This is a genomic window from Thermoanaerobacter wiegelii Rt8.B1 (assembly GCF_000147695.2).
Lineage (GTDB): Bacteria > Bacillota > Thermoanaerobacteria > Thermoanaerobacterales > Thermoanaerobacteraceae > Thermoanaerobacter > Thermoanaerobacter ethanolicus.
This window is the reverse complement of record NC_015958.1, coordinates 2,482,948-2,508,292: the sequence shown is the minus strand read 5'-3', so window position 1 is coordinate 2,508,292 and position 25,345 is coordinate 2,482,948. Positions and strand designations below refer to the sequence as shown.

The 25,345-nt window shown below is 32.8% G+C and carries 29 protein-coding genes and 2 pseudogenes; 22 read left to right on the top strand and 9 right to left on the bottom strand.

Translation table 11 applies throughout. The annotated features are described in order from the left end of the window. Positions 1 to 3: 3 nt before the first annotated feature. The 6 genes from THEWI_RS12395 to THEWI_RS12370 all read left to right on the top strand — a co-directional run bounded on the left by THEWI_RS12395 (position 4) and on the right by THEWI_RS12370 (position 4,465). Positions 4 to 384, top strand: a complete 381-nt coding sequence (locus THEWI_RS12395; RefSeq protein ID WP_014063623.1) for a NusG domain II-containing protein — start codon at positions 4 to 6, stop codon at positions 382 to 384. After that, positions 356 to 910: a Gx transporter family protein gene (locus THEWI_RS12390; protein WP_052877874.1), complete on the top strand. Its 555-nt coding sequence runs from the start codon at positions 356 to 358 to the stop codon at positions 908 to 910. The genes THEWI_RS12395 and THEWI_RS12390 overlap by 29 nt, the downstream gene beginning before the upstream one ends. A gap of 13 nt (positions 911 to 923) precedes the next feature. Next, the gene (locus THEWI_RS12385) at positions 924 to 1,892 is read left to right on the top strand and encodes a polyprenyl synthetase family protein (RefSeq protein WP_014063621.1); all 969 of its coding nucleotides are present in this window, start codon (positions 924 to 926) and stop codon (positions 1,890 to 1,892) included. A gap of 33 nt (positions 1,893 to 1,925) precedes the next feature. Beyond that, positions 1,926 to 2,963, top strand: a complete 1,038-nt coding sequence (locus tag THEWI_RS12380) for an FAD:protein FMN transferase (RefSeq protein ID WP_006569713.1) — start codon at positions 1,926 to 1,928, stop codon at positions 2,961 to 2,963. A gap of 26 nt (positions 2,964 to 2,989) precedes the next feature. Beyond that, positions 2,990 to 3,925: a 1,4-dihydroxy-2-naphthoate octaprenyltransferase gene (gene menA, locus THEWI_RS12375; protein ID WP_003869718.1), complete on the top strand. Its 936-nt coding sequence runs from the start codon at positions 2,990 to 2,992 to the stop codon at positions 3,923 to 3,925. Between the two features lie 123 nt (positions 3,926 to 4,048). Beyond that, complete coding sequence (locus THEWI_RS12370) at positions 4,049 to 4,465, top strand: FMN-binding protein (RefSeq protein ID WP_003869719.1); 417 nt, start codon at positions 4,049 to 4,051, stop codon at positions 4,463 to 4,465. 57 nt (positions 4,466 to 4,522) lie between these two features. Here THEWI_RS12370 and THEWI_RS15875 read toward each other — a convergent pair whose 3' ends face one another. The 3 genes from THEWI_RS15875 to THEWI_RS12360 all read right to left on the bottom strand — a co-directional run bounded on the left by THEWI_RS15875 (position 4,523) and on the right by THEWI_RS12360 (position 5,913). Then, the gene (locus THEWI_RS15875) at positions 4,523 to 4,798 is read right to left on the bottom strand and encodes a PAS domain-containing protein (protein ID WP_244262249.1); all 276 of its coding nucleotides are present in this window, start codon (positions 4,796 to 4,798) and stop codon (positions 4,523 to 4,525) included. Continuing rightward, complete coding sequence (locus tag THEWI_RS15870) at positions 4,795 to 5,298, bottom strand: DUF438 domain-containing protein (RefSeq protein WP_244262248.1); 504 nt, start codon at positions 5,296 to 5,298, stop codon at positions 4,795 to 4,797. Before THEWI_RS15870 ends, THEWI_RS15875 begins: the two co-directional genes overlap by 4 nt. A gap of 438 nt (positions 5,299 to 5,736) precedes the next feature. Next, complete coding sequence (locus THEWI_RS12360; protein ID WP_003869722.1) at positions 5,737 to 5,913, bottom strand: MarR family transcriptional regulator; 177 nt, start codon at positions 5,911 to 5,913, stop codon at positions 5,737 to 5,739. Positions 5,914 to 6,108: 195 nt separating this feature from the next. Between THEWI_RS12360 and THEWI_RS12355 the strand changes: the two are divergent. Beyond that, a pseudogene (locus tag THEWI_RS12355) lies at positions 6,109 to 6,532 on the top strand (HAMP domain-containing protein); the annotation flags it as partial. Beyond that, on the top strand, positions 6,530 to 6,751 hold the full coding sequence (locus THEWI_RS15685) for an SHOCT domain-containing protein (RefSeq protein ID WP_425274186.1): 222 nt from the start codon (positions 6,530 to 6,532) through the stop codon (positions 6,749 to 6,751). The pseudogene THEWI_RS12355 and the gene THEWI_RS15685, both read left to right, overlap by 3 nt. Here the strand turns inward: THEWI_RS15685 and thiF are convergent. The 3 genes from thiF to THEWI_RS12340 form a co-directional block, all read right to left on the bottom strand. Further along, a complete protein-coding gene (gene thiF, locus THEWI_RS12350) occupies positions 6,690 to 7,295 on the bottom strand; it encodes a sulfur carrier protein ThiS adenylyltransferase ThiF (protein WP_014063620.1) in 606 nt (201 codons plus the stop codon). The genes THEWI_RS15685 and thiF overlap by 62 nt on opposite strands. Positions 7,296 to 7,407: 112 nt before the next feature. Next, complete coding sequence (locus THEWI_RS12345; protein ID WP_014063619.1) at positions 7,408 to 8,310, bottom strand: PP-loop family protein; 903 nt, start codon at positions 8,308 to 8,310, stop codon at positions 7,408 to 7,410. A gap of 19 nt (positions 8,311 to 8,329) precedes the next feature. Continuing rightward, a complete protein-coding gene (locus THEWI_RS12340; protein WP_003869726.1) occupies positions 8,330 to 8,524 on the bottom strand; it encodes a MoaD/ThiS family protein in 195 nt (64 codons plus the stop codon). Positions 8,525 to 8,670: 146 nt separating this feature from the next. On the opposite strand from THEWI_RS12340, the pseudogene THEWI_RS15475 reads away from it, so the two are divergent. From THEWI_RS15475 to THEWI_RS12305, 6 genes and pseudogenes are all read left to right on the top strand, one after another. Beyond that, positions 8,671 to 9,380 (top strand): annotated as a pseudogene (locus THEWI_RS15475) (heavy metal translocating P-type ATPase); the annotation flags it as partial. Between the two features lie 8 nt (positions 9,381 to 9,388). Further along, the gene (locus THEWI_RS12325; protein ID WP_039929175.1) at positions 9,389 to 9,577 is read left to right on the top strand and encodes a bacterioferritin-associated ferredoxin; all 189 of its coding nucleotides are present in this window, start codon (positions 9,389 to 9,391) and stop codon (positions 9,575 to 9,577) included. 130 nt (positions 9,578 to 9,707) lie between these two features. Further along, positions 9,708 to 11,486: a glycoside hydrolase family 125 protein gene (locus THEWI_RS12320; RefSeq protein WP_014063618.1), complete on the top strand. Its 1,779-nt coding sequence runs from the start codon at positions 9,708 to 9,710 to the stop codon at positions 11,484 to 11,486. A 5-nt stretch (positions 11,487 to 11,491) separates the two neighbouring features. Beyond that, the gene (locus THEWI_RS12315; RefSeq protein WP_014063617.1) at positions 11,492 to 12,262 is read left to right on the top strand and encodes a carbon-nitrogen hydrolase family protein; all 771 of its coding nucleotides are present in this window, start codon (positions 11,492 to 11,494) and stop codon (positions 12,260 to 12,262) included. A 5-nt stretch (positions 12,263 to 12,267) separates the two neighbouring features. Next, positions 12,268 to 13,347, top strand: coding sequence for a nitrilase-related carbon-nitrogen hydrolase (locus THEWI_RS12310; RefSeq protein ID WP_014063616.1), 1,080 nt, complete (start codon positions 12,268 to 12,270; stop codon positions 13,345 to 13,347). Beyond that, complete coding sequence (locus THEWI_RS12305) at positions 13,337 to 14,656, top strand: MFS transporter (RefSeq protein ID WP_014063615.1); 1,320 nt, start codon at positions 13,337 to 13,339, stop codon at positions 14,654 to 14,656. Before THEWI_RS12310 ends, THEWI_RS12305 begins: the two co-directional genes overlap by 11 nt. A 309-nt stretch (positions 14,657 to 14,965) precedes the next feature. On the opposite strand, the gene THEWI_RS12300 is transcribed toward THEWI_RS12305, so the two are convergent. Next, positions 14,966 to 15,343: a desulfoferrodoxin gene (locus THEWI_RS12300; RefSeq protein WP_003869733.1), complete on the bottom strand. Its 378-nt coding sequence runs from the start codon at positions 15,341 to 15,343 to the stop codon at positions 14,966 to 14,968. Positions 15,344 to 15,573: 230 nt separating this feature from the next. Between THEWI_RS12300 and THEWI_RS12295 the strand changes: the two genes are divergently transcribed. From THEWI_RS12295 to hydF, 3 genes are all read left to right on the top strand, one after another. Beyond that, positions 15,574 to 16,263, top strand: coding sequence for a response regulator transcription factor (locus THEWI_RS12295; RefSeq protein ID WP_014063614.1), 690 nt, complete (start codon positions 15,574 to 15,576; stop codon positions 16,261 to 16,263). Further along, positions 16,264 to 17,649, top strand: a complete 1,386-nt coding sequence (locus THEWI_RS12290; RefSeq protein WP_014063613.1) for a sensor histidine kinase — start codon at positions 16,264 to 16,266, stop codon at positions 17,647 to 17,649. A 69-nt stretch (positions 17,650 to 17,718) separates the two neighbouring features. Further along, positions 17,719 to 18,942, top strand: coding sequence for a [FeFe] hydrogenase H-cluster maturation GTPase HydF (hydF, locus tag THEWI_RS12285; protein ID WP_003869736.1), 1,224 nt, complete (start codon positions 17,719 to 17,721; stop codon positions 18,940 to 18,942). A 24-nt stretch (positions 18,943 to 18,966) separates the two neighbouring features. Here hydF and THEWI_RS12280 read toward each other — a convergent pair whose 3' ends face one another. Both THEWI_RS12280 and THEWI_RS12275 read right to left on the bottom strand, forming a co-directional pair. Then, complete coding sequence (locus tag THEWI_RS12280) at positions 18,967 to 20,199, bottom strand: MFS transporter (RefSeq protein ID WP_014063612.1); 1,233 nt, start codon at positions 20,197 to 20,199, stop codon at positions 18,967 to 18,969. Between the two features lie 18 nt (positions 20,200 to 20,217). Next, positions 20,218 to 21,528, bottom strand: a complete 1,311-nt coding sequence (locus tag THEWI_RS12275) for a helix-turn-helix domain-containing protein (protein WP_014063611.1) — start codon at positions 21,526 to 21,528, stop codon at positions 20,218 to 20,220. 152 nt (positions 21,529 to 21,680) lie between these two features. On the opposite strand from THEWI_RS12275, the gene yabN reads away from it, so the two are divergent. From yabN to yabP, 5 genes are all read left to right on the top strand, one after another. Further along, the gene (gene yabN, locus THEWI_RS12270) at positions 21,681 to 23,168 is read left to right on the top strand and encodes a bifunctional methyltransferase/pyrophosphohydrolase YabN (protein WP_014063610.1); all 1,488 of its coding nucleotides are present in this window, start codon (positions 21,681 to 21,683) and stop codon (positions 23,166 to 23,168) included. A gap of 78 nt (positions 23,169 to 23,246) precedes the next feature. After that, positions 23,247 to 23,522, top strand: a complete 276-nt coding sequence (locus THEWI_RS12265; protein ID WP_003869740.1) for an HU family DNA-binding protein — start codon at positions 23,247 to 23,249, stop codon at positions 23,520 to 23,522. A 58-nt stretch (positions 23,523 to 23,580) separates the two neighbouring features. Then, positions 23,581 to 23,826, top strand: coding sequence for an RNA-binding S4 domain-containing protein (locus THEWI_RS12260; protein WP_006569704.1), 246 nt, complete (start codon positions 23,581 to 23,583; stop codon positions 23,824 to 23,826). A gap of 55 nt (positions 23,827 to 23,881) precedes the next feature. Then, entirely contained in the window at positions 23,882 to 24,862 is a 981-nt protein-coding gene (locus THEWI_RS12255; RefSeq protein ID WP_014063609.1) for a SpoIID/LytB domain-containing protein, read from the top strand. A gap of 88 nt (positions 24,863 to 24,950) precedes the next feature. Continuing rightward, complete coding sequence (yabP, locus tag THEWI_RS12250; protein ID WP_003871168.1) at positions 24,951 to 25,247, top strand: sporulation protein YabP; 297 nt, start codon at positions 24,951 to 24,953, stop codon at positions 25,245 to 25,247. The last annotated feature ends 98 nt before the right edge of the window (positions 25,248 to 25,345 follow it).

The window sequence follows — 25,345 nt, the reverse complement described above, 5'->3', positions numbered from 1 at the left end:
ATAGTGAAAAAAGGTGATATCCTCATAGTACTTTTTGTGGCGATTTTGTCTATCGGGTTGTTGATATTTTACAAAGTATCAACAACCCAACATTATCCCCACAAATATGCGGCAATAATGGTAGACGGTAAGATATATAAAGAGGTGTCCTTAGATGATGTTAATTATCGAGAAGAGATACCTATAGTTACAAAATATGGGAGAGATGTATTGCTGGTTGAAGATGGTGGGGTAAAGGTTATTTACGCTGAGTGCCCAGATAAAATTTGTATAAAAGAAGGATTTATTGATAAACCGGGGCAAAGTATAATATGTTTGCCGTTTAGGATAGTTGTAGAAATACGGGGTGTTAAAAATGACAAAGTTGACCAAGTCGTCTATTGAGCATACAACTATGTCAAAGACTCAGAGAATGGTTTTTCTGGCTATATTAGTTGCTAATTCTTTAGTCTTATACATTATAGAAGGAATGTTACCTGTCCCTTTTATTGCTCCCGGTGCTAAGTTAGGACTTGCTAACATAATCACAGTCGTATCTTTGTATTTGTTTGGCTTTTTTGATACATTTATTGTGCTTGTTGTAAGGATATTGCTAGCAACATTTTTTGCTTCCTCACCATCTTCCTTTTTTTATAGCATAGGCGGAGGTTTATTAAGCCTTTTTGCCATGTTTTTCGCAAAAAAAGTAGGCAAAGAAAATATAACTGAAGTTGGGGTCAGTGTTATAGGTGCTGTATTTCACAACATTGGTCAGATGCTGGTAGCTTCTCTTATAGTGCAAAATATCAATATAATGGTTTATATACCTGTATTAATGATAGCTGGAGTTGGGACTGGCATTTTTGTGGGATTGTCTTCAAAATTTATTCTAAAACATTGGAAGAGATTAAAAAATCTAAATTTACATTGATTAAGGTGGTTAGATGGATAAGTTTTGGAATAATAATTTAGAAATAAAAAATGAGCTTGATGAAGTTATAAAAATAATGGAAAAACGTGTAAAAAACTCCAATAGGTCAATTAGAAATATATTGTTAGATATGATTCGTAACAGCGGAAAGATGCTTAGGCCTGCTTTTGTAATCTTGTCTGGGAAATTTGGAGAATACGATAGAAGAAGGATATTACCTTTAGCTGCTGCTGTTGAGATGCTCCACATGGCAACTTTAGTACACGATGATATAATTGACAATGCTTTAATAAGACGCAGTAAACCTACTATCCAAGCAGAATATGGGAAAAATTATGCGGTATTTATAGGGGATTTTCTTTTTTCTGAATGCTTTTTGCTTTTATCCGATAACATTACTATTGAAAATCTTAAGAAAGTGTCAAAAGTGGTGTCTAGAATATGCAAAGGTGAAATTGGGCAATTTGAAAGCCGATACAATATAGATATCACAATAAATGATTATTTGAAGCGGATAGCTGCAAAAACTGCTGCCCTTTTTGCCTTAAGTTTTTACGTGGGAGCTTATGAAAGCAACTGTGGAGAAAAGTTGGCTAAAATATTGGGAAGTATAGGATACAATATTGGCATGGCTTTTCAAATTATAGACGATGTTCTGGACTATACTGGAGAAGAAAATGTGGTTGGCAAACCTTTGTGCAATGATATAAGACAAGGAGTTTTTACACTGCCTTTAATATATTCTTTAGAAAAGAATAAAGACGAAAAAATGATAGCATTACTTAAAAAAGAGAGTTATTGTGAGGAAGACATAAAACGCATAGTTGAATTCGTTCAGGAAAATGGTGGTGTAGACCGGTCAAAAATGCTGGCAGAAAAATATACTAAAAAAGCCTTTGATAAAATATCTATGTTGAAAGACTCTCCACCTAAACAAATTTTAATTGAAGTTACGAGTAAGCTTTTATATAGGAATTATTAAAAAATATGTAAAGCTATTTTTGGAGGAGATTATATGAAAAAATCCATAACTTCTTTTGTAATTTTTTTTCTAATATTTAATGCCGCCATTATACTATCTGGATGTTCAAATAAAAATTCACAGCCTATATCTGATACCCAATTTGCTTTAGATACTTATTGCACAATAACCATATACGATAAAGCTCCGAAAAAAGTATTAGATGATGGATTTAAAGCTATAAGAGATGTAGAGGACAAGATGAGTGTTGCCATCAAAGGCAGTGAAGTGAATCAAATTAATGAGAATGCAGGTGTTAGACCTGTTAAGGTTTCATCTGACACCTTTTATGTGATAAAAAAAGCGGTACATTTTTCTGATGTTGAAAAGGGGTATTTTGATATTACAGTAGGACCTATAGTAAAACTTTGGAATATAGGCACTGATAAAGCCAGAGTACCTTCACCTGAAGAAATAAAAGCTAAACTTCCTCTTGTAAGTTATAAAAATATAATACTGGATGAAAAAAATATGACTATTATGTTAAAAAACAAAGGTATGAGCATAGATTTAGGAGGTATTGCCAAAGGATATGCGGCAGATAAAGTTGCACAAGTTTTAAAAAAAGAAGGTGTAAAACATGCCATAATAAATTTAGGAGGTGATGTTCTTACAATCGGAACAAAACCTGATGGTCGCAACTGGCGTATAGGTATTCAAACTCCTTTTAAACCGAGAGGCGAATATTTAGGTATAGTAGAAGTTTCAAATAAAGCAGTTGTTACTTCTGGAGTTTATGAAAGATACTTTGAAAAAGATGGAAAATTATATCATCATATATTGAATCCTTTTACAGGGTATCCTGCAGATAACCATCTCTACAGTGTGACAATAATAACAGACACTTCTATTGATGGCGATGCGCTTTCAAAAATTTTTGTTATGGGATTAGAAGAAGGTTTAAAACTTGCAGAAAGTTTACCAGGAGTACAAGCTATTTTTGTCACAGATGACAAAAAAGTATATATAACTTCCGGATTAAAAGGCAATTTCAAAATTACTGACCCTGAGTATAGTTTAATGACTAGATAATTTTGGCTTTGGAGGGGAGAAATTTTATGAACAAATCAGAATTTTTGAGGGCTTGGAAGGGATTTTGGCAATTGGCAGATCCTAAGATATGGGTAGCATCTACTGTACCTATGTTTGTTGCAGCTGCCTATGCATATGGCAAAACTGGAGAATTTAACTTTTTATGGTTTGTTATATCTTTGATAGGTATTTATTTTATTGAAATTGGCAAAAATGCAGTTAATGAATTTATTGATTATAAGTCTGGAGTAGACACTTTTGTAACTCCAGATAAAAGGACTCCTTTTAGCGGTGGAAAAAAGACCATAGTCGAAGGTAAACTCACAGTTGAAGAGACAATACTTATTGCAATTATAACAATGCTTGCCGCTTGTATCATAGGATTGGTTATTGTAATCTTTAGGGAACCTTTGGTGTTAATTGTAGGATTATTAGGAGTTTTGATGTCAATTTTTTATAGTTTACCTCCTTTTAAATTTAGTTATAATGGACTTGGAGAAATAGCTGTGGGAGTGACATTTGGACCTTTAATAGTGATGGGGATGTATTTGGTGATGACACATCGCGTAAGTATAGATGTTTTACTGATTTCCTTGCCTATAGGCTTTTTAATAACCAATGTTCTTTGGATAAATCAATATCCCGATTATGAGGCTGACCTTAAAGGCCATAAATACAATTTATTAGTAAGGATAGGCAAAGAAAAAGGAGTAAAGGTATATGCAGCCCTTTATGGAGCAGCATATCTCTCTTTCATTGTAATAGCTGTTGTTACCAAAAACTTACTATGGTTATTATCTTTTATAACAATTCCATTAGCAGTACAATCTGTAAATATTGCTCGTAAATATTATGACAATATACCACAGTTAGTAAAAGCGAATGCTAATACTGTAAAGATATATCAAATTACAGGAATTATGATGATTTTAGCTTCATTGCTGTCCAAAACAAAATTTTAGTGAGACAAATTGATGGAGTTTTTTGTAAAGGAAACGTTTTTAATTTATATATCTTGATATTATTTTAACGTAATGGTATAATATTCTTAAATAAAAATTTATATTGAGGAGAGGTGTAATTGTATGAAAAGGATTTTGGTTCTTATGTTGGTAGGGGTGTTTGCTTTGTTTGTACTGAGTGGCTGTTCTTCAAAAACAGCAAGCGGTGGTTACAAAGATGGTACTTACAAAGCAGAACAGCCTAATTTTGACAGTCATGGCTGGAAGGGACAAATAGAAATAACTGTAAAGGATGGCAAAATAGCATCTGTAACCTATAATGAAGTTAACAAAGATGGGCAATTTAAGAGAAATGATCAACAATATGCCGAAAAGATGAAAGAAAAAACTAATATTACTCCAAAAGAAGCAGATGAAAAGTTAGAGCAACAACTAATAGAAAAGCAAGATCCTGCTAAAGTAGATACAGTAACAGGGGCTACAGAAACTTCGAAAACTTTTAAAGAATTAGCTACAGAGGCTTTAAAGAGTGCAAAGTAATTTTTGAGTAGAGAAAATAAAGGGGACAGTTTTTAAAGCTGACCCCTTTAAAATTTATTAAGACATAAGCCTCTTTTCTCCTTCTATTGCTTTTATAGGAGCGATATCCTGTGTTACCTCTAAAGTACCTATATACTCACCATTTTTGTCCCTTAAAGCAAAATATCTTATAAATACATATTTGTCACCCAACTTTATCCAGAAGTCTTCATGACTTTTTTTGCCTGACTTGAAGTCCTGAAGCAGCTGTTCAACAATATGGACACTTGTAGGTGGGTGACAATATTGAACTTTTCTGCCAATGACGGATTTTGTCCTTGCAAATATTCTCACATGACAGAGGGAGGTCCCGTTATACCGTATTTTTCAAGGTACGGAAAAAGCAGGTTTTCTTTTCTCGAATAATGCTTGTCTATGTCCATTAAAAGATTAATATGCTCTAAAAGCTTTTGAGCGTCTTCAAAACTTCCGCTGTTTTTCAACTTTTCAAGAGCAGGTTTTATATTTTCATTAATGTGCTTTTCTATTGCTCTATTTTCTTCTTTAAAGGTGTGCACTGGATGCCCCGGAATTGTTTCGGACTTTTTTAGTTGTTCTAATGAATCTCTAAACACTTCAGCATGGACATCACATAGCCTCTGTACTTCTTTTACGTCCAGTCCCTCGTTTATTAGTTCTTGTTCTATTGCTGGCAATTCTGTAGAAGTTATTCCATTTATGACATCTTTAAATTTTTCCTTAACTTCCGCAACGCTTTTACCCCTATGAAGTTCTTTTATAACTTCTTTTAAAAGTTTTCTTCTGTATTCCCTATTATTAATAAGTTCACTCATGGGAAATACCTCCTTTTCTCTAACATACCTGATTATATTTTACCCTGTATTGAAAATTTTACTGTAACGTATATCACAAATTTAAATAATTTTTATGAATTTTTGTATCTAAAAGGCCTTATAAAGAGTTGTTAAACTGTTGAAAATCTGCTGAGATTGTGATATCTTAAAATAAAATCATAATTAGAAAAAGCAGTAATGAACATTAGGGCGGGTGAATTTTGTGAGGAGTCTACCCAATATGACAGAGGGAGAATACAGAAAATTGTATGCATTCTATCCGAGGAAAATTGTGTTGCTGATACTCCGACTCATTGCTTTAGTTGTATAACTGCCAGAATAAATAGTATTGGAAGAGTAGTTTCAAAAAGTTTTGGCTATAGAAAAAGGTAATAAAAAATCAGAGAGTGTAAAACCTGCACTCTCTTTTTTTACAAATTATTTTGCAGAGTAATAGCATCTTTTAGGAGACATTATTAAATCTTCTTTTTTTAATTCTTTAATAGCCTTTTCAACTTCTTTTTTGTCAAGGCCGGATTTTTCTACAATATCACTAGGACGCAGAGGCTTTGAAGATTCTCTTAAAGTTTTTAATACTATCTCTTTGGCATCCATTTTATTTTTCCTCCTTAATACACATTACAATTTTATATTGATTACGATTCCATTATAATGTCAATTCTTATTTTTGACAAGAACTTCTAAAATAATTTTTTAACGATAAAATTAAGACTTCACTGGCTTCTCCAACTACTGCTTTTGTAGCTTTTCAACAAAGGGTATAGTTCTTTATTTTCTTTTTTTATTCTAATTGGTCATGCAGCTATGATGGAAGGATATGGATTAAGACTTAGAGATAAAGATGGCAAGATTATATGGGATTTTTCTTCAATGTCATATATGATGAATATGATGGGAAAATGGAATAAGAAAAATATTTCTGAAAAAACTCTTCCCATCATTGTAGATGAAAAAACAGTGGGATATGTGGATATAATTTATTATGAGCCGATGATGATGAGTGACTTGGATTTTAAGTTTTTATATGACATTAGCAGATATAATGTTATAGCAACGGTGATAGGCATTGATTATAAGTATTTATGTGTCAAATTATATTACAAGACCGTTAGTTAATATTACGGAAGTTGCTAAAAAGCTTGAAAAAGGTGATTTTACTGCAAAGGTATATGATATACCTAAAGAAGAGCTATTTAAGCTCACAGCTGCAATATACTTTATTATATCATTATTTCGAGGCACAAAAAATAGAAACAAAGAGAGGGATGCGATAGAAATTTTAAAAGAAAGATATGCAAGAGGGGAAATAAGCGAAGAGGAATATCTTGAAAGAAAAAAATACTTGAAAAAAAATAATTATATTATCATTTTTACTCCAGCTCATTTATCATCCTTAATACTTCATCTGCTTGTATTGCGGCGACTGCCATGACTTTGGGTGCCAAAGGTTTCTTTTCATTAATCGATGTAACAAAATCCCCCACAATTGAAAAGTTTTTACCCCGTTTTATTTTAATATTTTCGCAATCACCAAATCCTGCGACACCTGAAGCCAAAACCACTTTTTTATTATGTTTTTGGGCTTTTTTAAAAATCAGCGTTTTGGTAAATTCATTGTCAACAGCTTCCACAACTATATCATGTTGAGGGATTAACTCATCTAAATATGACTCATCAATTTTTATATTTTTGGCTGCTATGTTTGCGTGGGGGTTGATTTTAAAGAGAGTATCTTTAAGGGCTAATACCTTTTTTTCTCCTACCTGGTGTAAAAAGTAATTTTGTCGGTTGAGATTTAAGATGTCTACCTCATCAAAATCAACTATTGTGAGGTTTTTAATGCCACTTCTTATAAGCATTACTGCAACATTTGAACCAAGTCCACCACAGCCAATGAGAAGAATTTTTACTCTTGAAAGCTTCTCAAGCATCTTTTCATCAAAATAATTTTTAAGCATTACATCAAAAAGATTCATGCATTTTTCACTCTCCTTACTTTGTTTGTAATTTTAAATATTGACTTTTGTGTAAGAAAAAGGCTGGTTTTAAAAATTTTTTATACTACCAGCCTTAGGTACAATCTCTACACTAGCCAACGGTATTAGAAACTTTTGTAAGTCTGCAAAAAGAACATTCTTCCATTGTTGTGACATGGCCACAAGTTTTGCATTCCTTCAATTCAATATTTTCTACCTCTTTAAAATGTTTTTTGCCCTTTTCAAGGAAGCCAATCAAAAAACGCTGTTTTGTGCCAGGACTTTTTTCTTCCAGTTCATTTAGCAATTCTTTATAAAGAATTGAACGAGCTCCAACTGAATAAGGACACTCTTCATGTAAAAATTCAATTTTGTTTAAAAGTACGTAATACATGTTTTCTTTTTCTGTTAAAGTATAAAAAGGCTTTACTTTTTTTATAAGTTTCGGATGAGTTTGAGGTAAAACAGGTCCCTGTCTTGCAAGATAGCTTTCTCCCCAATTCAAAATATTGCCTAAAAGTGTTGCTACTTCGTCATCTAAATTATGACCTGTTGCAATAACTGAAAATCCATTGTCGTAAGCTACTTTGTTAAACAAGTATCTTTTAATTGTTCCACATACGGAACAGGGGCTTCGTTTTAAAGTCTTTGAAAGCTTGTATATATCAAGCCCGAATTCTTCTTTAATATTTTTTACAATGAGTGGGAGATTATTTTTCTTTGCAAAATTTTCAACCACCTCTTGAGACCTGTTTGAATACTCTCCAATTCCAAGGTTTATATACATTGCGACAACGTTATAACCTTCCTTGGCTAGAACGTCCCACAGAGCCATACTATCTTTGCCGCCAGATACTACCACTAAAACTCTATCGTCTTTTTTAAACATTTTATTTTTTTGAACGTTTTTTAAGACTTGGTTTCTATAATAATGTAAAAAACACTCAGCACAGAAGGCTGCATTATGCCTTTTTAGAGTGATAACTGCTTTTTTCTTACATCTTATGCACTTCAATTGGTAAAGCCTCCTTCTACTAACCTCCAGAAACTACCGATATTATCTCTACTACATCATCATCTTGAAGAATTTCATCTGGAGTAACTATTTCTCCATTTTTTATAAAGACATGTGATTCTAAATTTATCTCCAACTCTTTCGCGAGTTTTTCAACATTTTTTGGAGCTTTTATTGTAATTTGATTGTCTTTTCCTACAAATATTACTGTCATTCTTGATACCCCCGTAGAACCAAATCTCGAAAATTGTGCGGTAAAATTATTTATAACACATTTGAACTATTCGGTCAAGAATTTTAAAAGGAAGTAGAATGTTCAACAAATACATATTAATGAATGAATCAGGAGAGGTGAATACTATGCAAAATAATAAAAGGGCCTTTGTTTTAGAGAGGTTTGGTTGTGGAAGTTGTGTTACAGAAGCAAAAGGAATTGTGATTTTGATAGTTGTAAGCTTTCTTTTGAGAATGATGACTCTAATAAAGTATACAGGAGAATCATTCAATATGGGATTTCTGCTATCTTGTTTGCAATAGCATTGCTATTTAATTTATTGGTTTATATCAAATTTACCTTATTTTTTATAAGTTATATAATCGCAGGAGGAGATGTCGTCTTAAAAGCTGCCAAAAATATTTTAAAAGGGCAGATTTTTGATGAGTATTTTCTCAATGAACATAGCGACAATTGGTGCTTTTGCTATTGGAGAGTATCCTGAAAGTGTAGCCGTAATGCTTTTTTACCAAATTGGGGAACTTCTGCAGGATATTGCTGTTGACCGTTCGAAAAGGTCTATTAAAGAGTTAATGAATATTCGTCCCGATTATGCCAACTTAAAAATTGGATATGAAATAAAGAGGGTTTCACCACAAGAAGTAAGACCGGGAGACGTTATCATAGTAAAGCCTGGCGAAAAAATACCACTGTTTCAAAAATACTAGAACTTATTGAAGAGGCTAGCAGTAAGAAAGCTCCTACAGAAAAATTTATGACAAAGTTTGCGAAATATTACACTTCTATTGTTGTTTTTTTGGCATTGATTATTGCAGTATTAAATATGCGTGTTATTGCAGCAGGGTGACAGAAGAAGAAATTATAAAGGCGGTAGTAGAATATGGCGCTAATACTATGAAAGAAGTTTTAAAACTTACGGGTGCAATGAGCAATTCCGATTGTCAAAGAAAAAATCCGTTGGGCAAGTGCTGCCATAAAATAGTGCAGGAAGCTATTGATAAGGGCTTGAATATTCGCAGTGGCTTGGTATAAAGGGCGAAGAGTATTCGCCTATTTTTATATTCTTATTTACATTCTTATTTACCTATTTTAGAAAAAATAGTACAATTAAGGTGAAAACAATTTTTTCTAAGAGAATAGAAAATTAGCAGGAGGGGTTAGGGTGAATAAAATCATAACAAGGCCTCATGAGATTGATAAAAATGTTAGAGTGCTGTATGCGGGAAATCACTATATAAGTTTACCTGAGATAGATGTAGAGAAGGCTTCAATAAAAAATTTAAATATTGTTTCTCTTTCAAATAAAGGACTTGTGGAGCTTTCTGGAGAAGAAGCTTTGTTTAAACCTGTATTTTATAAAAAAGGTGAAAAACTTGAAATTGTAAAAAGTGAAGTATCAGAAGAGCTTTATTACATACCTAATGTTAAACTGTATTTTTCAAACGGGGATTTTGTAATAATAAAAATCTATGCAGATATCAAGGAAAAAGGCTTTGTATATGAATTTGAAAGCTCTGAAGAAATAGAAGTTTATTTAGAAGTAAATCTTGATAAACTGTTCTTTTTAAGATTTAACTCTCATGAAATAGAATTTAAAAAAGAATTTAAAATTGACAAATGGCTTAAAAACCCTGCTTTAAACATTTATTCTTATAATATAGCTTTTTCACTTGCTTTTGGTGGAGAAAAAGATTTTGATTATGAGGAAAAGAATGAAAAAATATTACTTAAATCGAAAACTAATGGGACAAACTGTTTTTATATAAGTGTAAACTCCGATATGGATGGGGCTTCAACTACTTTAATTCATTTAAAAAGAAAAGGATTTAAAAATATATATAAAGAGTTTTACAACTGGCTTAAAAATAAGTATATAAAATATTCTCAAGATAATGATTTAGAAAGTTTATTGAACAAAAACCTATTTTTTAACTACTTTTTCTCTATAGGAAAAGACATGGAATCCGACAATTATATTGCATTAACATCAAGAAGTCCAAGATATTATGTCTCAGGAGCCTTTTGGGAAAGGGATAGTTTTTTATGGTCTTTTCCTGCTGTAAAAATTATTGATAAAAGCTTTCACGATTACATTGCAAGGGAGATGATTTTAAGACACAGTAAAAATGCAGGGGCACATGCCCATTATATAGATGGAACGGTTTTATATCCCGGATTTGAGTTGGATGAGGCTGCCAGCTATTTTATACTACTTGAGAATATGGATGTGGATTTAGATGATATAGAGCTTGTAAAGGCATTAGAAGCTGTATACAGCCGAATTGAGGAAGAATATGACAGTAGGATAGGACTTTATAAAACTTTCTTGCTTCCCTCTGACGACCCTTCAGAGTACCCCTTTGTTACGATAGACAATGTAATACTCTGGAGAGGGTTTATAAACTTAAAGAATCTTTACTTAAAGCTTAACTGGTATAAAAAGGCGGATATGCTTCAGAAAAAGATAGACGGCATTTACAATGGAATATACAAATACCTTGTGACAGAGGTAGAAGGTAAGAGGATTTTTGCTTGGTCTACTGATGGAGAAGGGAATCATAAACTCTACAATGACCCACCCGGCAATTTAGGGCTTATGTATTATTATGACTTTGTAGACTATCAAAATGAAGTATTTAAAAATACAATTGATTACTATTACTCTCGAAAATACAAATATTATTTTGAAGATGCAAAAATAAAAGAGCTTGCCTGTGACCATCATCCCAATACACCCTCAGGTTTAGGGCTTTGTGGTAGCCTATTAAATCCCTTAATGAGGGAGGAAGCTTTGAAGTGGCTTAAGATGGCAAATATGGATTATGGGCTTTTAGCAGAGAGTTTTGACAAAGATACAGGGGAAGCAAAGACAGGAGTTGGTTTTGCAACTGGTTCAGGATATCTTGCAATGGCTCTTTATAGAATACTTTTTGAGGAGTGAGTTTTATGAGAGTAGCTGCAGCAGTTTTTAAAAGGGGTGATAGCGGAAGCTGTATAAGAAAATATGAGGAGGTTTTAAGAGAATGCGAGGAAAAGGCAGTTGACCTTGTGGTTTTTCCCGCTCTTACTGGAGAGGTATGTGATTTTGAAGGGGATTTTATAGAAAGAATTAGGGATTTTTCATTGAGGTATAAAGACATAGCTATAAATCCGGGAAGTTATTTTGAAAACCACGACGGAAAAGTATATCATTCTTCTTTTGTAATGTTAAATGGAGAGATTAAACTATTTCAAAGGCAGTTATACCTTGCAAGGTGGGAGAGAGAATTAGGATTATCAAGAGATACGGCTCTTAAAATTGCAGATATAAAGGGATATAAAATTAGCATAATTCTTTCTACTGATGTGTTTTATCCTCAGGTTTCAAGATATGCGGCTTTAAAAGGTGTCAATCTGGTGCTTTCACCTGTTGCAATAAAAGGACAGAGAAATTTTGCAAGGCAGATAGCAGGGGTATGGCAAAATGTGCAGCAAAATTTGTTTTTTGCAATTGAAAGTGGATTTAAAGGAGAGTATAAAGAAAATAACTTTTATTCAGAGGCAGCTATACATGCTCCTTTAGAGATGACAAAAGACGATGATGGTTTTCTTGCCAAGGAAGTAGATTCTAATATAATAATTGCGGAACTTAATGAGGTAGAGAGACAAAAAGCTATTTCTAAATTTGATGTGATAAAACAACTTAATATAAACTCCTATAAAGGGATTTTTAGGTGATTGATATGAAAAACATTTTAGAGATTGTTTTTGAAAGCAAAATGTCTGAGAAAAAAGTTAATAACTATTTAAGAAGATTACATGGGTTTTCAAGAGGAAATTTTATTTTAAAGAAAAAAGGGAAAGTAAGGGTCGCATGTGTGGAGAGGGAAATAAAAGTTACAAATTCTTTTGAAGAATATGCCGAAAGGATGAGAAAATTTGTAGAAGAGGCAGCATTAAAAGGAAGTGATATAGTAGCCTTTCCTGAATACAATTTTTTTGATTTGTTAGGGCTTATTCCCGGATTTGGCAAGCTAAATAATTTTCTAAATAAAAAGGCAAAAAGTGAAGAGGTTTCAAATAGCGAAGGTGGTGGAGGAGAAGGATTACTCAAAGTTATATTTAAATCTATATCAAAAGCTTATCAAGAGGCTTATGAGAAGATAATGAGGGATTTTGCTAAAAGGTATGGAATTTATATTTACACAGGAAGTTATATTATCACTGAAAATGGCAATTTGTACAATGGTGGCACGTTAATATCAAGAGAAGGGGAGATTTTAGGAAGGCAGAAGAAAATTCATTTGACAGATTTTGAAGAGAAGATTGGTATAAAGAGGGATGAGGAACTTAAAGTATTTTCTCTTGATATAGGTAAGATTGCATGCCCTGTTTGTATGGATGCCACATATTTTGAGACCTTTAGAATGGCTTTTGAAAAGGGGGCGGAAATTGTAATACTGCCTATTGCCAATATGGAGGAGTACAATTTCTGGAGAGCTTTAAGGGGAATATGGCCAAGGGTACAGGAGTCGTACGTTTATGGTGCAAAAGCTTCTTTAAACGGATGGATAGGAGGAATTCACTTTACAGGTAAAGCAGCTATTTTTGCTCCCATTGATATGACTGAAAATGAAGATGGAATAATTGCAATTGCGCCTCATTATGAAGGTGATTATGTCGTAACTTCCGATTTAGACATTGAAAGGCTATATGAAGTAAGGGAAAAAGCGGAATACTTTAAAGATGTGAATGAGGAATTTGAGAAGGATTATTATGAAAAGGTGTATGAGAATTTTAGGAGGGTAAAAGATGAAAAATAATAGATTTTTTGTGCTTTTTATGTATTCTTTGGGGTATTTAGGAATTTCCATATTTACACAGACTGCGGTAAAATGGTATCAATACTATTACACTCCTCCAGCATTTAATACACAGGGGCTTAAAATGCTTGTACCAATAAGCCTTATAGGTTTTTCTATGATAGTTGCGAGAATATTTGACGGCATATCTGACCCAATAGTTGCTTATTATTCTGACAAATTAAATACCAAAATGGGCAGGAGAATACCTTTTGTGCTATTTGGCTCACCTGTTTTGATGATTTCTTTTATAATGATATGGTTTCCTCCTGTTTCTGAGGTGTCAATAGTAAATTTTGTTTATCTCACTTTTGTATTAAGTTTATTTTTTGTGTCTTTTACTGCAGTTGTGGCGCCGTATCTTGCTCTCATACCTGAAATAACTAAAGATGCAAAAGAAAGAATTATACTTACTATGATGCAAGGGATAACGCAGATTATAGGTGTTATGGTAGCAGAAGCAGGGTCAGGAATTTTAATTAGCATTTTTAATTTTAAAGTTATGGGTATTATATTAGGAATCTTTGCTTTTATTACTTTAATGCTTACGCCTATTTTTGTAAAAGAAGAAAAAATAGAGGAAGAAAATATACCTACAGTGGGGATGTTTACTTCTATTAAGATGACTTTGGCAAATGCAGATTTTATGTATTACCTTACTGCAGCAACAGCTTTGTGGTTTGGCATAAATACCTTGACTATAGCAATGCCTTATATAACTGAGGTGCTTTTAAAGACTCCGGCTGAAGATTCTGGCTTTATGATTGCAGGTGCATTTGTTGTGGCAGTTTTGTTTAGCTTCTTTGTGCCGAAGCTTACACTATTATACGGAAAGAAAAAACTTCTTATGGTGTTTTCTATAATATTTGCTTTCATTTTAACTCTTACTGGACTTTTTGGGACTGTTTTTAATAAAACAGTTTCTATAATTATCATTTTATTAGCTGGTATACCGCTTTCTGTATTCTTTGTAGTACCTAATGCAATGATTGCTGATATAGCGGAATTGGATGGGATTAAGACAGGGCAAAGAAGAGAGGGAATGTTTTTTGGAGCTCAGGGATTTATAATAAAAATAGTAATAGGGATTTCTTCTCTTGTAACTCCACTTTTATTTAAGATTTTTGGGTATAATGCAGAAAATCCGCTTGGTTTACAGCTTTGTGGGCCTTTAGCAGGTGCTATAATTATACTAAGCTTAATGGTGCTTAATAAATATTCTTTGACAGAAAAAGAATTAGAGAGGTATAAGTTAGAGAGTAAAAAATAAGGGCTTTTTGCCCTTATTTCAGACTGTAGACAAACTTTCGTAAAGGAGATATTTTGCATAGGGAGCGACTTGTTACAAAGCGGTAACAAAACTTAGCAAGACCGAGGGTGGAGGCAGGGCCGAAGCCATGGATGGCGAAGGCGGGCACCTGAGGCAAGGAGGCCGATTGTGCCCGGTACCCTGCCGGAGCCCGAAGGTCGAGCTTTAGTTTTGTCGCTTTGGAATATCGGAGCGACGATGCAAAATATCTCCTTTGAATATTTTTTAACTTTGTCAACAAACTGAAATAAGGGCTTTTTGCCCTTATTTTCATTCAGATTTCCATAGACCGTGCAAATTGCAGTAGGACCACGCTTTTAAATCTTTTGCATCTGTTACAAAAACTGCTTCAGGCTTTTCACCTGGTTTTAATACTTTTCTCATGTATACCCCATCAGCTAAGAGAGAAATCCATTCAATCCAATGCTTTTCTTCCATTGGGTGAGGTATACTTCCTACTTTTACTGTTACAATATTTCCATTTCTTTCAATAACAGGTGTGTGCTTTTCTGTGCCTGTATCTCCTGTTTTTTCTTGCATTTTTACCATTGGTTCACCACAGCAGACTAAAGTGCCAACCCCTTCGTGAAGCACTTCTACTATATTTCCACATTTTTCACATTTGTAAACTCCATATAAATCAGCCATTTTTATTCCTCCTTCTATGTAAAAGTGTAAAATTAAAATTAAGTTTCAGAAGATAATATATTTTAACGGAAATATATTATCTTTTATATTTATAATACATTAAAATTTTTTAAGTTTCAAGAGGGAGGGAAAAATTTTTTATAAATTGAGTTACAAATATCGGACAATTGAAAAATACAATTGTTAATTTTTATAAAAGTATGATAATATAATGGTGAGGAGGTGGTAAAATGCACAAAATATTGGTAATTGAAGACGATGTTAATATAGCTAAATTTGTAAAAATAAATTTGGATAAATACTACGAGACTGAAATAGTGCATGAGGGTGAGAGGGCACTTTATTTATTAGAAAGGGAAAGGTTTTCTGTTATAGTGTTGGACATAATGCTTCCAGACATAAGTGGTTTTGAACTTTTGAAAAAGATAAGAGCTATGAAAGTGAATACTCCAGTAGTTATCTTGACAGCCAAAAGCCAGGATGTGGATAAAATCTTGGGTTTAGAGCTAGGAGCAGATGACTATATAACAAAACCTTTTAACCCGAGAGAACTTGTCGCCAGAGTAAGAGCGGTTATAAGAAGGGTTTATGAATTTAATGCTTCAAGTAAAAGCATCAATTTGTTGGAATATGATGAAATAAAATTGGACTTGATCCAGAATAAGGCTTTTGTAAGAGGAAAGGAGGTTTTTCTTACTCCGAGAGAATTTCAGATTTTAAAGATGTTGATGACAAATAGGAAAAAAGTTGTAAAGAGAGAGGAACTTATTGCTTCTATATGGGGCGATTCTTTTATCGAAGATACGAAAACTTTGGACGTACATATACGAAGATTGAGGGAGAAAATTGAAGTAAATCCTGACCAGCCGAAATATATACATACCCAATGGGGAGTTGGGTACTATTTTGGGGGAAACTAAATGAGTATAAAGATTAAACTTACCATTTCATATATTTTATTGATTACAATGATAATAATTTTTTTCGGAGTCATATCTACTTTAACTCTTGAAAAATATTATATTGACAATATAATTGAGATATTAACTTCTCAGGGCACTTCTTTTTCTCGTGTGTTTGACAGCTACATTGATGCAGATATATATACAATAAGCCAAGATGTAGTTAAAAAGCTTGCTACAGATACTAATGCTCAAGTTCAGGTTTTAAATATGGAAGGTATGCTTTTAGGAGATTCCACACTTTCATCTACTCCTGTCCCTATCAAAATACTCACCCCGGATGTCATACAAGCTATTTCTGGAGAAAGTGGAGTTTATACAGAAAAAATCAATAATGAAAGAGTTTTACACGTTTCGGTTCCTATAAAAAACAAATTAAATTATGTGGCAATTTTGAGGCTTTCTTCCTCTTTGGAGGAAGTTTCCAACATAATAAAAAGACTGGTTTTATTTTTAGCGCTTGTTTTGACAGTGTCTTCTTTAGTTGCGTTGATAATAGGATTTTTTATAGCAAATGAATTAACAAAACCTCTTGAAATGGTAAAAAAGGCAACTCAGGAAATGGCAAAGGGCAATTTTAAAGTGAGAGCGGAGAAAACTTCAAATGACGAAATAGGAATACTTGCGGATTCTTTTAACAAAATGGCCGAAGAATTGGGACAGTTAGAAGAGATGAAAAATGAATTTATAAGCAATATTTCTCACGAATTAAAAACACCTCTTACTTCCATAAAAGGATTCGCGATAACTGCGATGGATTTGGTAGAAAAAAATAGTGAACTATATGAGTATTTGAACATTATTGATGAAGAAACAGATAGGCTTTCTCGTTTAGTGGATGAACTTTTGGATTTTTCTAAGATAGAATTAAATAAGATTAAACTAAGTTTTGAAGAAGTAGAGTTAGATAAATTGATAGAGGATACAGTCGCAATTTTAAGACCTCATGCTAGCAATGATGGAGTAAATTTAATTTGCAAAAAAAAGATTGATAGGGTTGTCATAAATGGGGATGTAAATCGATTAAAACAAGTATTAGTGAATATAATTGACAATGGAATAAAAGCTTGTAGTAGAGGAAAATATGTTAAGGTGTTTCTTGACATAAAGGACAAAAAAGCTGTAATAAGGATTGAAGACCAGGGACAAGGAATTCCGCAAGAGGAAATAAAATATATATTTGATAAATTTTATAGAGGTAAAAATAATAAATACAGTGGCACAGGATTGGGACTTGCTATTTCTAAAAAGATAATTGAAGAACACAAAGGGACTATTACTGTAGAAAGCGAGGTAGGAAAAGGTAGTGTTTTCACTATTGAGTTGCCTTTAAAAGATAGATAAATTATTGACAAACTCCCTGATTTGTATTATTCATTATATAGGTTATTTTTTATGAAGGGAGATTTAAATATGAATACTACGCCTACCTCATCTAGACTTCATATTGCGCTTTTCGGTAGAAGAAATGCGGGAAAATCAAGTCTCATTAATGCTTTAACAAATCAAGAAGTGGCTCTTGTGTCTGATATTGCAGGCACTACTACTGACCCTGTCTCAAAAGCTATGGAGATACTTCCAATCGGACCAGTGGTAATTATTGATACTGCAGGATTAGATGATGTAGGGCCTCTTGGAGAGCTGAGAGTAAAAAAGACCTATGAAGTTCTAAATAAAACAGACCTCGCTATTCTTGTGATTGATGGTACAGAAGGAGTTACAGAATTTGAGGAAAAGATTTTACAGATAATAACGGAGAAAAACATCCCAGTTGTAGGGGTTATTAATAAAAAAGATTTGTCAAATTATTCACAATTACAAAAAAAAGAATGGGAAAAAAGATTAAATCTAAAACTGATAGAAGTTTCTGCTAGAAACAAAGAAGGAATAGAAGAACTCAAAATGATGATAATAAAAAAAGCACCAAGCGATGATAGTATAAAATTGGTAGGGGATTTGATAAAAACTGGTGATTTAGTGATTTTAGTTGTGCCTATTGATAAAGCAGCTCCAAAGGGGAGGCTTATACTTCCCCAGCAACAAACTATAAGGGACATTCTTGACACTGGCGGTATAGCACTAGTAGTAAAAGATACAGAATTGGACAAAGCATTAAAAAGCATAAATAATAAGCCTTCTTTAGTTATTACAGATTCACAAGTTTTTAATAAGGTTGGTGCTATTGTTCCTCCTGACATACCTCTCACTTCATTTTCAATACTTTTTGCCCGATATAAAGGAGATTTAGAGGAGCTTGTAAAAGGGGTAAGAGTTATCGAAAAATTAAAGGAGGGCGATAAAGTTTTAATTGCAGAAGGGTGTACCCACCACAGACAAGAAGATGATATAGGAACAGTTAAAATACCTCGTTGGCTAAGGCAAAAAACAGGAAAGAATTTGCAATTTAGCTGGTCTAGTGGTATGACATTTCCTGCGGATTTGGAATCTTACAGTTTAATTGTTCATTGTGGAGCTTGTATGCTAAATAGAAGAGAGATGCTTTATAGGATTTCTTACGCTAAAGAGAAAAAAATACCTATCGTAAATTATGGGATTTTAATTGCTTATGTCAATGGGCTTCTTCCAAGGGCTATTGAAATATTTAAAGAGGCAAAAAGGATATATGAGGAAGAGTAGAAAAAAATTAGAATGGGAAAAACATTATACTTTATACACTTTTTTATATTGAAACACTAAGACATAAAGTGTATACGAAAGGGCGATTATTCCACTTACTATAAAAGTTATGTGGGAGCCAAACTTTTGAGATAATGTACCAGCATACAATGAGCCTATAGGTGTTACTCCACCAAAAACCAAAGAATAAACACTCATTACTCTTCCTCTGAATTCATCTGCAGAGTTAATTTGTATAGTAGTGTTTGCGGAGGAACTAAAAGTTATCATAGACCACCCTGCTAAAGCTAAAAGCAAAGCTGTTAATAGATAATTACTCTGTATTCCTATGAGGATTTGAAAAATTCCAAGACCTATGCCACCGCCAAACAAATAAACGGGTTTTACTCCTCTTCTGCTTATTGAAGCCAGTACCAATGCTCCAATTAGTGCTCCTGTTCCCATTGCTGACATAAGCATACCATAACCAGTAGCTTCTCTGTGAAGTACATCTTTAGTAAAAACGGGAACTAATACATTGAAATTCATTGAGAAAGTGCTTAAAATTGCAATCATGAGTATCGTGGTGAGTATAATTGGAGTATTTTTGATGTATATTAACCCGTCCTTTAAGTCATCAAAAATCTTTGCTTTGACATCATTAGTTTTTGGCGTTATTCCTTCTACGGTAATTAATATGAGTCCTATTATTACAGCAATAAAGCTTGCAGAATTTAAATAAAAACATACAGCATATCCTAATTTGCCAATTAATATTCCTGCAATTGCTGGTCCTACTATTCTTGCTGCGTTAAACACTGCAGAGTTTAAAGCAATGGCATTCATTAAATCTTTTTTGCCCACTAAGTCAATGATGAAAGATTGCCTTGCTGGCATATCTATTGTATTCAAAAAGCCATTAAACAAAGCCAAAGCCAAGATTTCCCAATAATTTATTATCTTTAAAGCAGTCAAAGTGGCCAAGATAAAGGCAGAAATTGCAAAACTTGACTGTGTAAATAAAATTAGTTTTCTCTTTGGGAATCTATCTATTACAACGCCTGCGAATAGAGAAAAAAGCATCACAGGTAAAAACTGAACAGCACTTACTAGCCCCAATAAAAAAGACGAATTTGTCAGTTTAAGAACTAGCCAACCTTGGCCTATATTTTGCATCCATGTGCCTATAAGGGAAATCATTTGTCCAAACCAGAAGAGCCTAAAATTTCTGTGTTTAAGAGCAGGAAAAGAATATTCTAATTTTTCCACTGTATTCATTTATTTTTCTCCTTGCTATTAATTTTCATATAACAGCTCTATTGATTGATTAAAATATTTTTTAGCTTCTTCTGGATTATTTAGGGCAATATATAGATTTCCCAATCCTTTATAGGCTTCGGACAAGTCCTTTTTAAGGCCAAGGGTTTTGAGTATTTCTACAGATTTTAAAAGTTCTTTTTCACTTAATTCGAACTGGCCTTGCTTTAAATGTAAATTTCCTAATATCGTATAAATTCTACCCATTTCTTCTTCTTCCCCTAGTTTTGTTACGATTTCTAAAGATTGATTTAAATATTCTAATGCTTTGGGATAATCTTCTTTTAAATAGTAAATTCTTCCGATTTCTGTGAGATTGTATGCCATTCCTCTTTCATTTCCTAAATCTTTATACATCGAATAGCTCTTTACAAAATATTTTTCTGCAATATCATACTTTTTTAAATCTGTATATACAAAACCTAAATAATTGTATTCATTAGCAATATCTTCTTTTAAGTTTAGGGTTTTACTTATCAGAATAGCACGCCTTATATATTTTAAAGCATCCTTATATTGTTTAAGCTCGTGATTTACAAGTCCTAGTCCATTATTTGACAAAGCAATAAAATCTACTGCTTTAATTTGAGTAGAATATTCAAGGCATTTCATATAATAATCTCTTGCTTTAATAAATTCTCCCATTTTACTGTATAAATTTGCTATACTATAAAGTATGCGGGATTTCAATTGTGTGTGTTTTAAAGAGTATTTTTCAAAACCATCTAAAGCTTTTAAATAATTTTCCAATGATGATTGAAATTTTTGCAGATTGCCCAAACACAATCCTTTCATGTAATGCATTTCTACTATAATTTCAGTCAATGAGCTTTTTTCAAAATATGGAGATATTTTATCTAAAATTTCAAGAACTTTTGTATAGTCTTTGATAGCAAAATAAGATTTGGCTAGGTAAAAATTTATCAAATTTGTTGAATACTCATCTATTGCATTGTCTAAAATATCGATGTATAATTTAATAGCTTCCTCATAATTTTTGTTATCAAAAGCTTTTTGAGCAGTTAAGAACTTTTCTAAAATATTTTTGTATTTTGCAAGTTCTTTTTTTAATTCTTCTTTTTCGACATAATCCTCATCTAAAAAATACACAACTGGCTTATTTAACTTTTGAGCTATGAAATTTAAAGCTTTCAAGGAAGGGCTTATCTTACCTTTTTCTATAAGACTTATATAGCCCTTTGAAAATTCATCCCCTGATAAATCTCCTTGTTTTAAAAATTGCCTTTTTCTTTCTTCCCTGATTCTTTTGCCTAATTCTACCGTATCCATGTAATACCACTCCTTAATGCAGATGCTAAAATATATTATAATTTAATTTGGCAACTTTTTCAACAGATTTGTACAGAGTAAATTTAATTATATAAAAATTATGATAAGTGATATAATATTATTTGTACATTTTAATGTTAGAGGTGGTTTTTGTGAATAAACTATTTATTGTAGGATTAGGACCGGGCTCACCAGATACTATTACAGTAGGAGTATTGGAAAAGATGAAAAGAGCTGATAAAGTCTTTTTGAGGACCGAAAAACATCCTATTGTTTCATATCTTAAAGAGCAAGAAATTATTTTTGAAACTTTTGATAAAATATACGAAAAAAGTATGACTTTTGAGGAAGTTTATGAAAATATTGCTCGGGAAATAATAGATATAGCAAGAAAATATCGAAATGTGGTATATGCTGTGCCGGGGCATCCCCATGTTGCAGAAAAATCAGTAGAGTACATATTAAACTTTTGCAAAGACTGTGCCGATATATCAGTAGAAGTTATACCAGCTGTTTCTTTTATTGATGCAATTATAAGCGATTTAAAAATTGACCCTATTTATGGGTTGAAAATAATCGACGCTTTATCTTTAGATACTCAAAAGCCGGATAAAAGATGCCATAATATAGTAGTGCAAATATATGATAAATTTGTCGCCTCAGAAGCGAAATTAAAGCTGTCAGAAATATATGGCGATAATTATCTTGTAATTTTAATAAAAAATGCAGGAATTAATGGTAGACAAGTGATAGAAACGATGCCACTTTATATGATTGATAGAATTGATTGGATCGATTATCTTACTTCGCTATATATTCCTCCTGTTCAAAAAATTTTTCAAGAAAAGTATGACATATATGACCTTTTAGAGATAATGAGAATTTTAAGAAGTGAAAAGGGATGTCCATGGGATAAAGAGCAGACTCATCAAAGCCTTGAAAAATATTTGGTGGAAGAGAGTTATGAGTTAATTGATGCGATTGAGAAAGAATCTGAGGATAAGATGGCAGAAGAGTTAGGAGATGTGCTTTTACAAGTTGTATTCCATTCACAAATTGCAAAGGAGAGGGGAACATTCAATTTTTGCGATGTAGTAGATGGCATATGCAAAAAGATGATTTGGAGGCATCCTCACGTTTTTGGGACCGTAGAATTAAAAACTTCTAAAGCCGTATTAGAAAAATGGGATGAGTTGAAGAGAGAAGAGAAGGATTTAAATTCTTATACGGAAGTTTTAAAAGATGTGCCAAAGCATATGCCTGCTCTTATCAGAAGTTATAAGGTCCAGGAAAAAGCAGCAAAGGTGGGTTTTGATTGGGAGAGGGTTGAGGATGCAATTTCTAAAGTTTATGAGGAGTTAGAAGAATTAAAGGAGGTGTATAAAGGGAAAGATAAAGAAAAGATTATTGAGGAAGTTGGAGATTTAATTTTTGCAGTGGTAAATGTAGCTAGATTTTTAGATGTAGAACCAGAAAGCGCAACTCACAACACAGTGGAAAAATTTATAAAGCGATTTGAATACATAGAAAAAACTGCAGCAAAAAATGGACAAAAATTGGATGAAATGACATTAGATGACATGGATAAGCTATGGAATGAAGCAAAGATGAATAAATTTGATAAAAAAAATGAAAAATAAGCGTATATTAGCAGGATTTTTCGATTTTGTGAAGAATAAATAAGAGTAAAACATATTTAAAACTAAGGAGGTATTGTTGTGAATAAGGCAGATCTTGTTGCGAAAATTGCAGAAAAAAGTGAGTTAACAAAAAAGGATGCTGAAAAGGCGTTGAATGCTTTCATCGAGGCAGTAGAAGAAGCATTGAAAAACGGTGACAAAGTTCAATTAGTAGGATTTGGTACATTTGAAGTAAGAGAAAGAGCAGAAAGAAAAGGAAGAAATCCTCAGACAAGAGAAGAAATAACAATTCCTGCTTCAAAAGCTCCTATCTTCAAAGCAGGAAAAGCGTTGAAGGATTTAGTAAATTCTTAAGAAAATCAGGTCTTTATGACCTGATTTTCTTACTTTTGCATGGGGGGGTAAAAAGCACATGAGAGTTGATAAGTTTTTGAAAGTTTCAAGGCTTATCAAAAGGCGTACGATTGCAAAAGAGGCCTGTGACAAAGGATTAGTTTTTATAAATGGCAAGCAGGCAAAAGCTAGTGACGAAGTAAAAGAACATGATATAATAGAGATAAGCTTTGGAAATAAAATTGTCAAAATAGAGGTTATAGATGTAAAGGAACATGCTTTAAAAGACGAGGCTTACAAAATGTATAAATTGATAGAAGAATGAATGATTTGTGAAAATCCCTCAAATACTATAAACAAAAGTATAGGAGGGATTTTAATTGTATAGGAACATACTGAAATTAATTGCGGTGTTAGTAGCTTTGTTATTTGCCATGACTTCCTGCAAGCCGCCCGTCAAAAAACCTGAACCAATAAAAAAGCCTCGAATGGAACTACCTAAAATACCTGCCAAAATAAATGCAGGAGAGAAGAAAGAGCCTATTCTTAAAGTTTATGTTGTGCAAACGGGCAAAATAGAAAAAATGCCTCTAGAAAAGTATGTTGAAGGAACGGTGGCAGGAGAAATAAAGAATGACTGGCCAATTGAGGCTTTAAAAGCACAAGCGATTTTAGCAAGGACATATGTTTTAAATTTTGTAAGCACTAAAAAGTCTAAATATCCAGGAGCTGATATATCAACAGATTTTGAAGAGGCTCAAGCTTGGAACCCTTCAAATATAAATTCTAAAATAAAAGAAGCAGTAAAAGATACAAGAGGTGTAGTTGCTGTCTATGACGGAAAATTTATAAATGCATGGTTTCACTCTCATGCAGCAGGACAAACTGCTTTAGCTAAAGAAGGCCTTAATTATAAAAAGGCGGAACCTCCTTACATTGTAAGTGTAAAGTCAAATGATAGTCCTGATGCACCGGCTAATGTAAAGCATTGGACAGCTACTTTTACAAAAAGTGAAGTGATTAATGCGTTAAAGAAAATGGGGCTTGGAATAAATGACTTTAAAACTGTCAAAATAGGAACAAAAGGAGCTTCAGGCAGGACGATAAACCTTCTTTTCGATAAGATTCCTGTAAATGCTCCCGATTTTAGAATGGCAATTGGAAGTGAAAAACTAAAATCTACCATGATGGATGAGGTTTCCTATGATGGAAGTAAATTAGTGATAAAAGGAAGAGGGTTTGGGCATGGTGTAGGAATGTCTCAATGGGGAGCTTATCAAATGGCTAAAGAGGGGAAAAAGGCGAAAGACATACTAAACTATTACTTTAAAAGCATAAATATAGTCAAGATTTGGGATTGAAGTCCTCCTATTGGAGGATTTTTTTGTTCTAAAAAGAGTACAAGATTCATAGATAATAATAGTCAATTAAAAAGAGGGGAGGTTTAAAATGGAAGATAAAAGGAACTTTTTAAGAGCGGGGAAACCTCATAATATTACAATTGAAAATAGAGAAAAAATCAGTATTTCTGGGGTAACAAATGTTGTAAGCTTTGACGAAGAAACCGTAATATTGGAGACGGATTTGGGAATTTTGACAATAAGAGGTCAAGGGCTTCACATTAATAAATTGAACCTTGATGACGGACAAGTGTCAATTGATGGAGAAATAGTAAATTTAAATTACAGTGACAAAAGTGGCCTTATAGGAAAATCAGGGGGATTCATAAGTAGAATGTTTAGATAAGTCGCATGTTGCGGCTTATTTTGTTTTATATACTCGATTTTAAAAAGTTTAATTGCTATAATAAATTTGGATATTTTTGCGCAAAGGAAGTAGAGAGG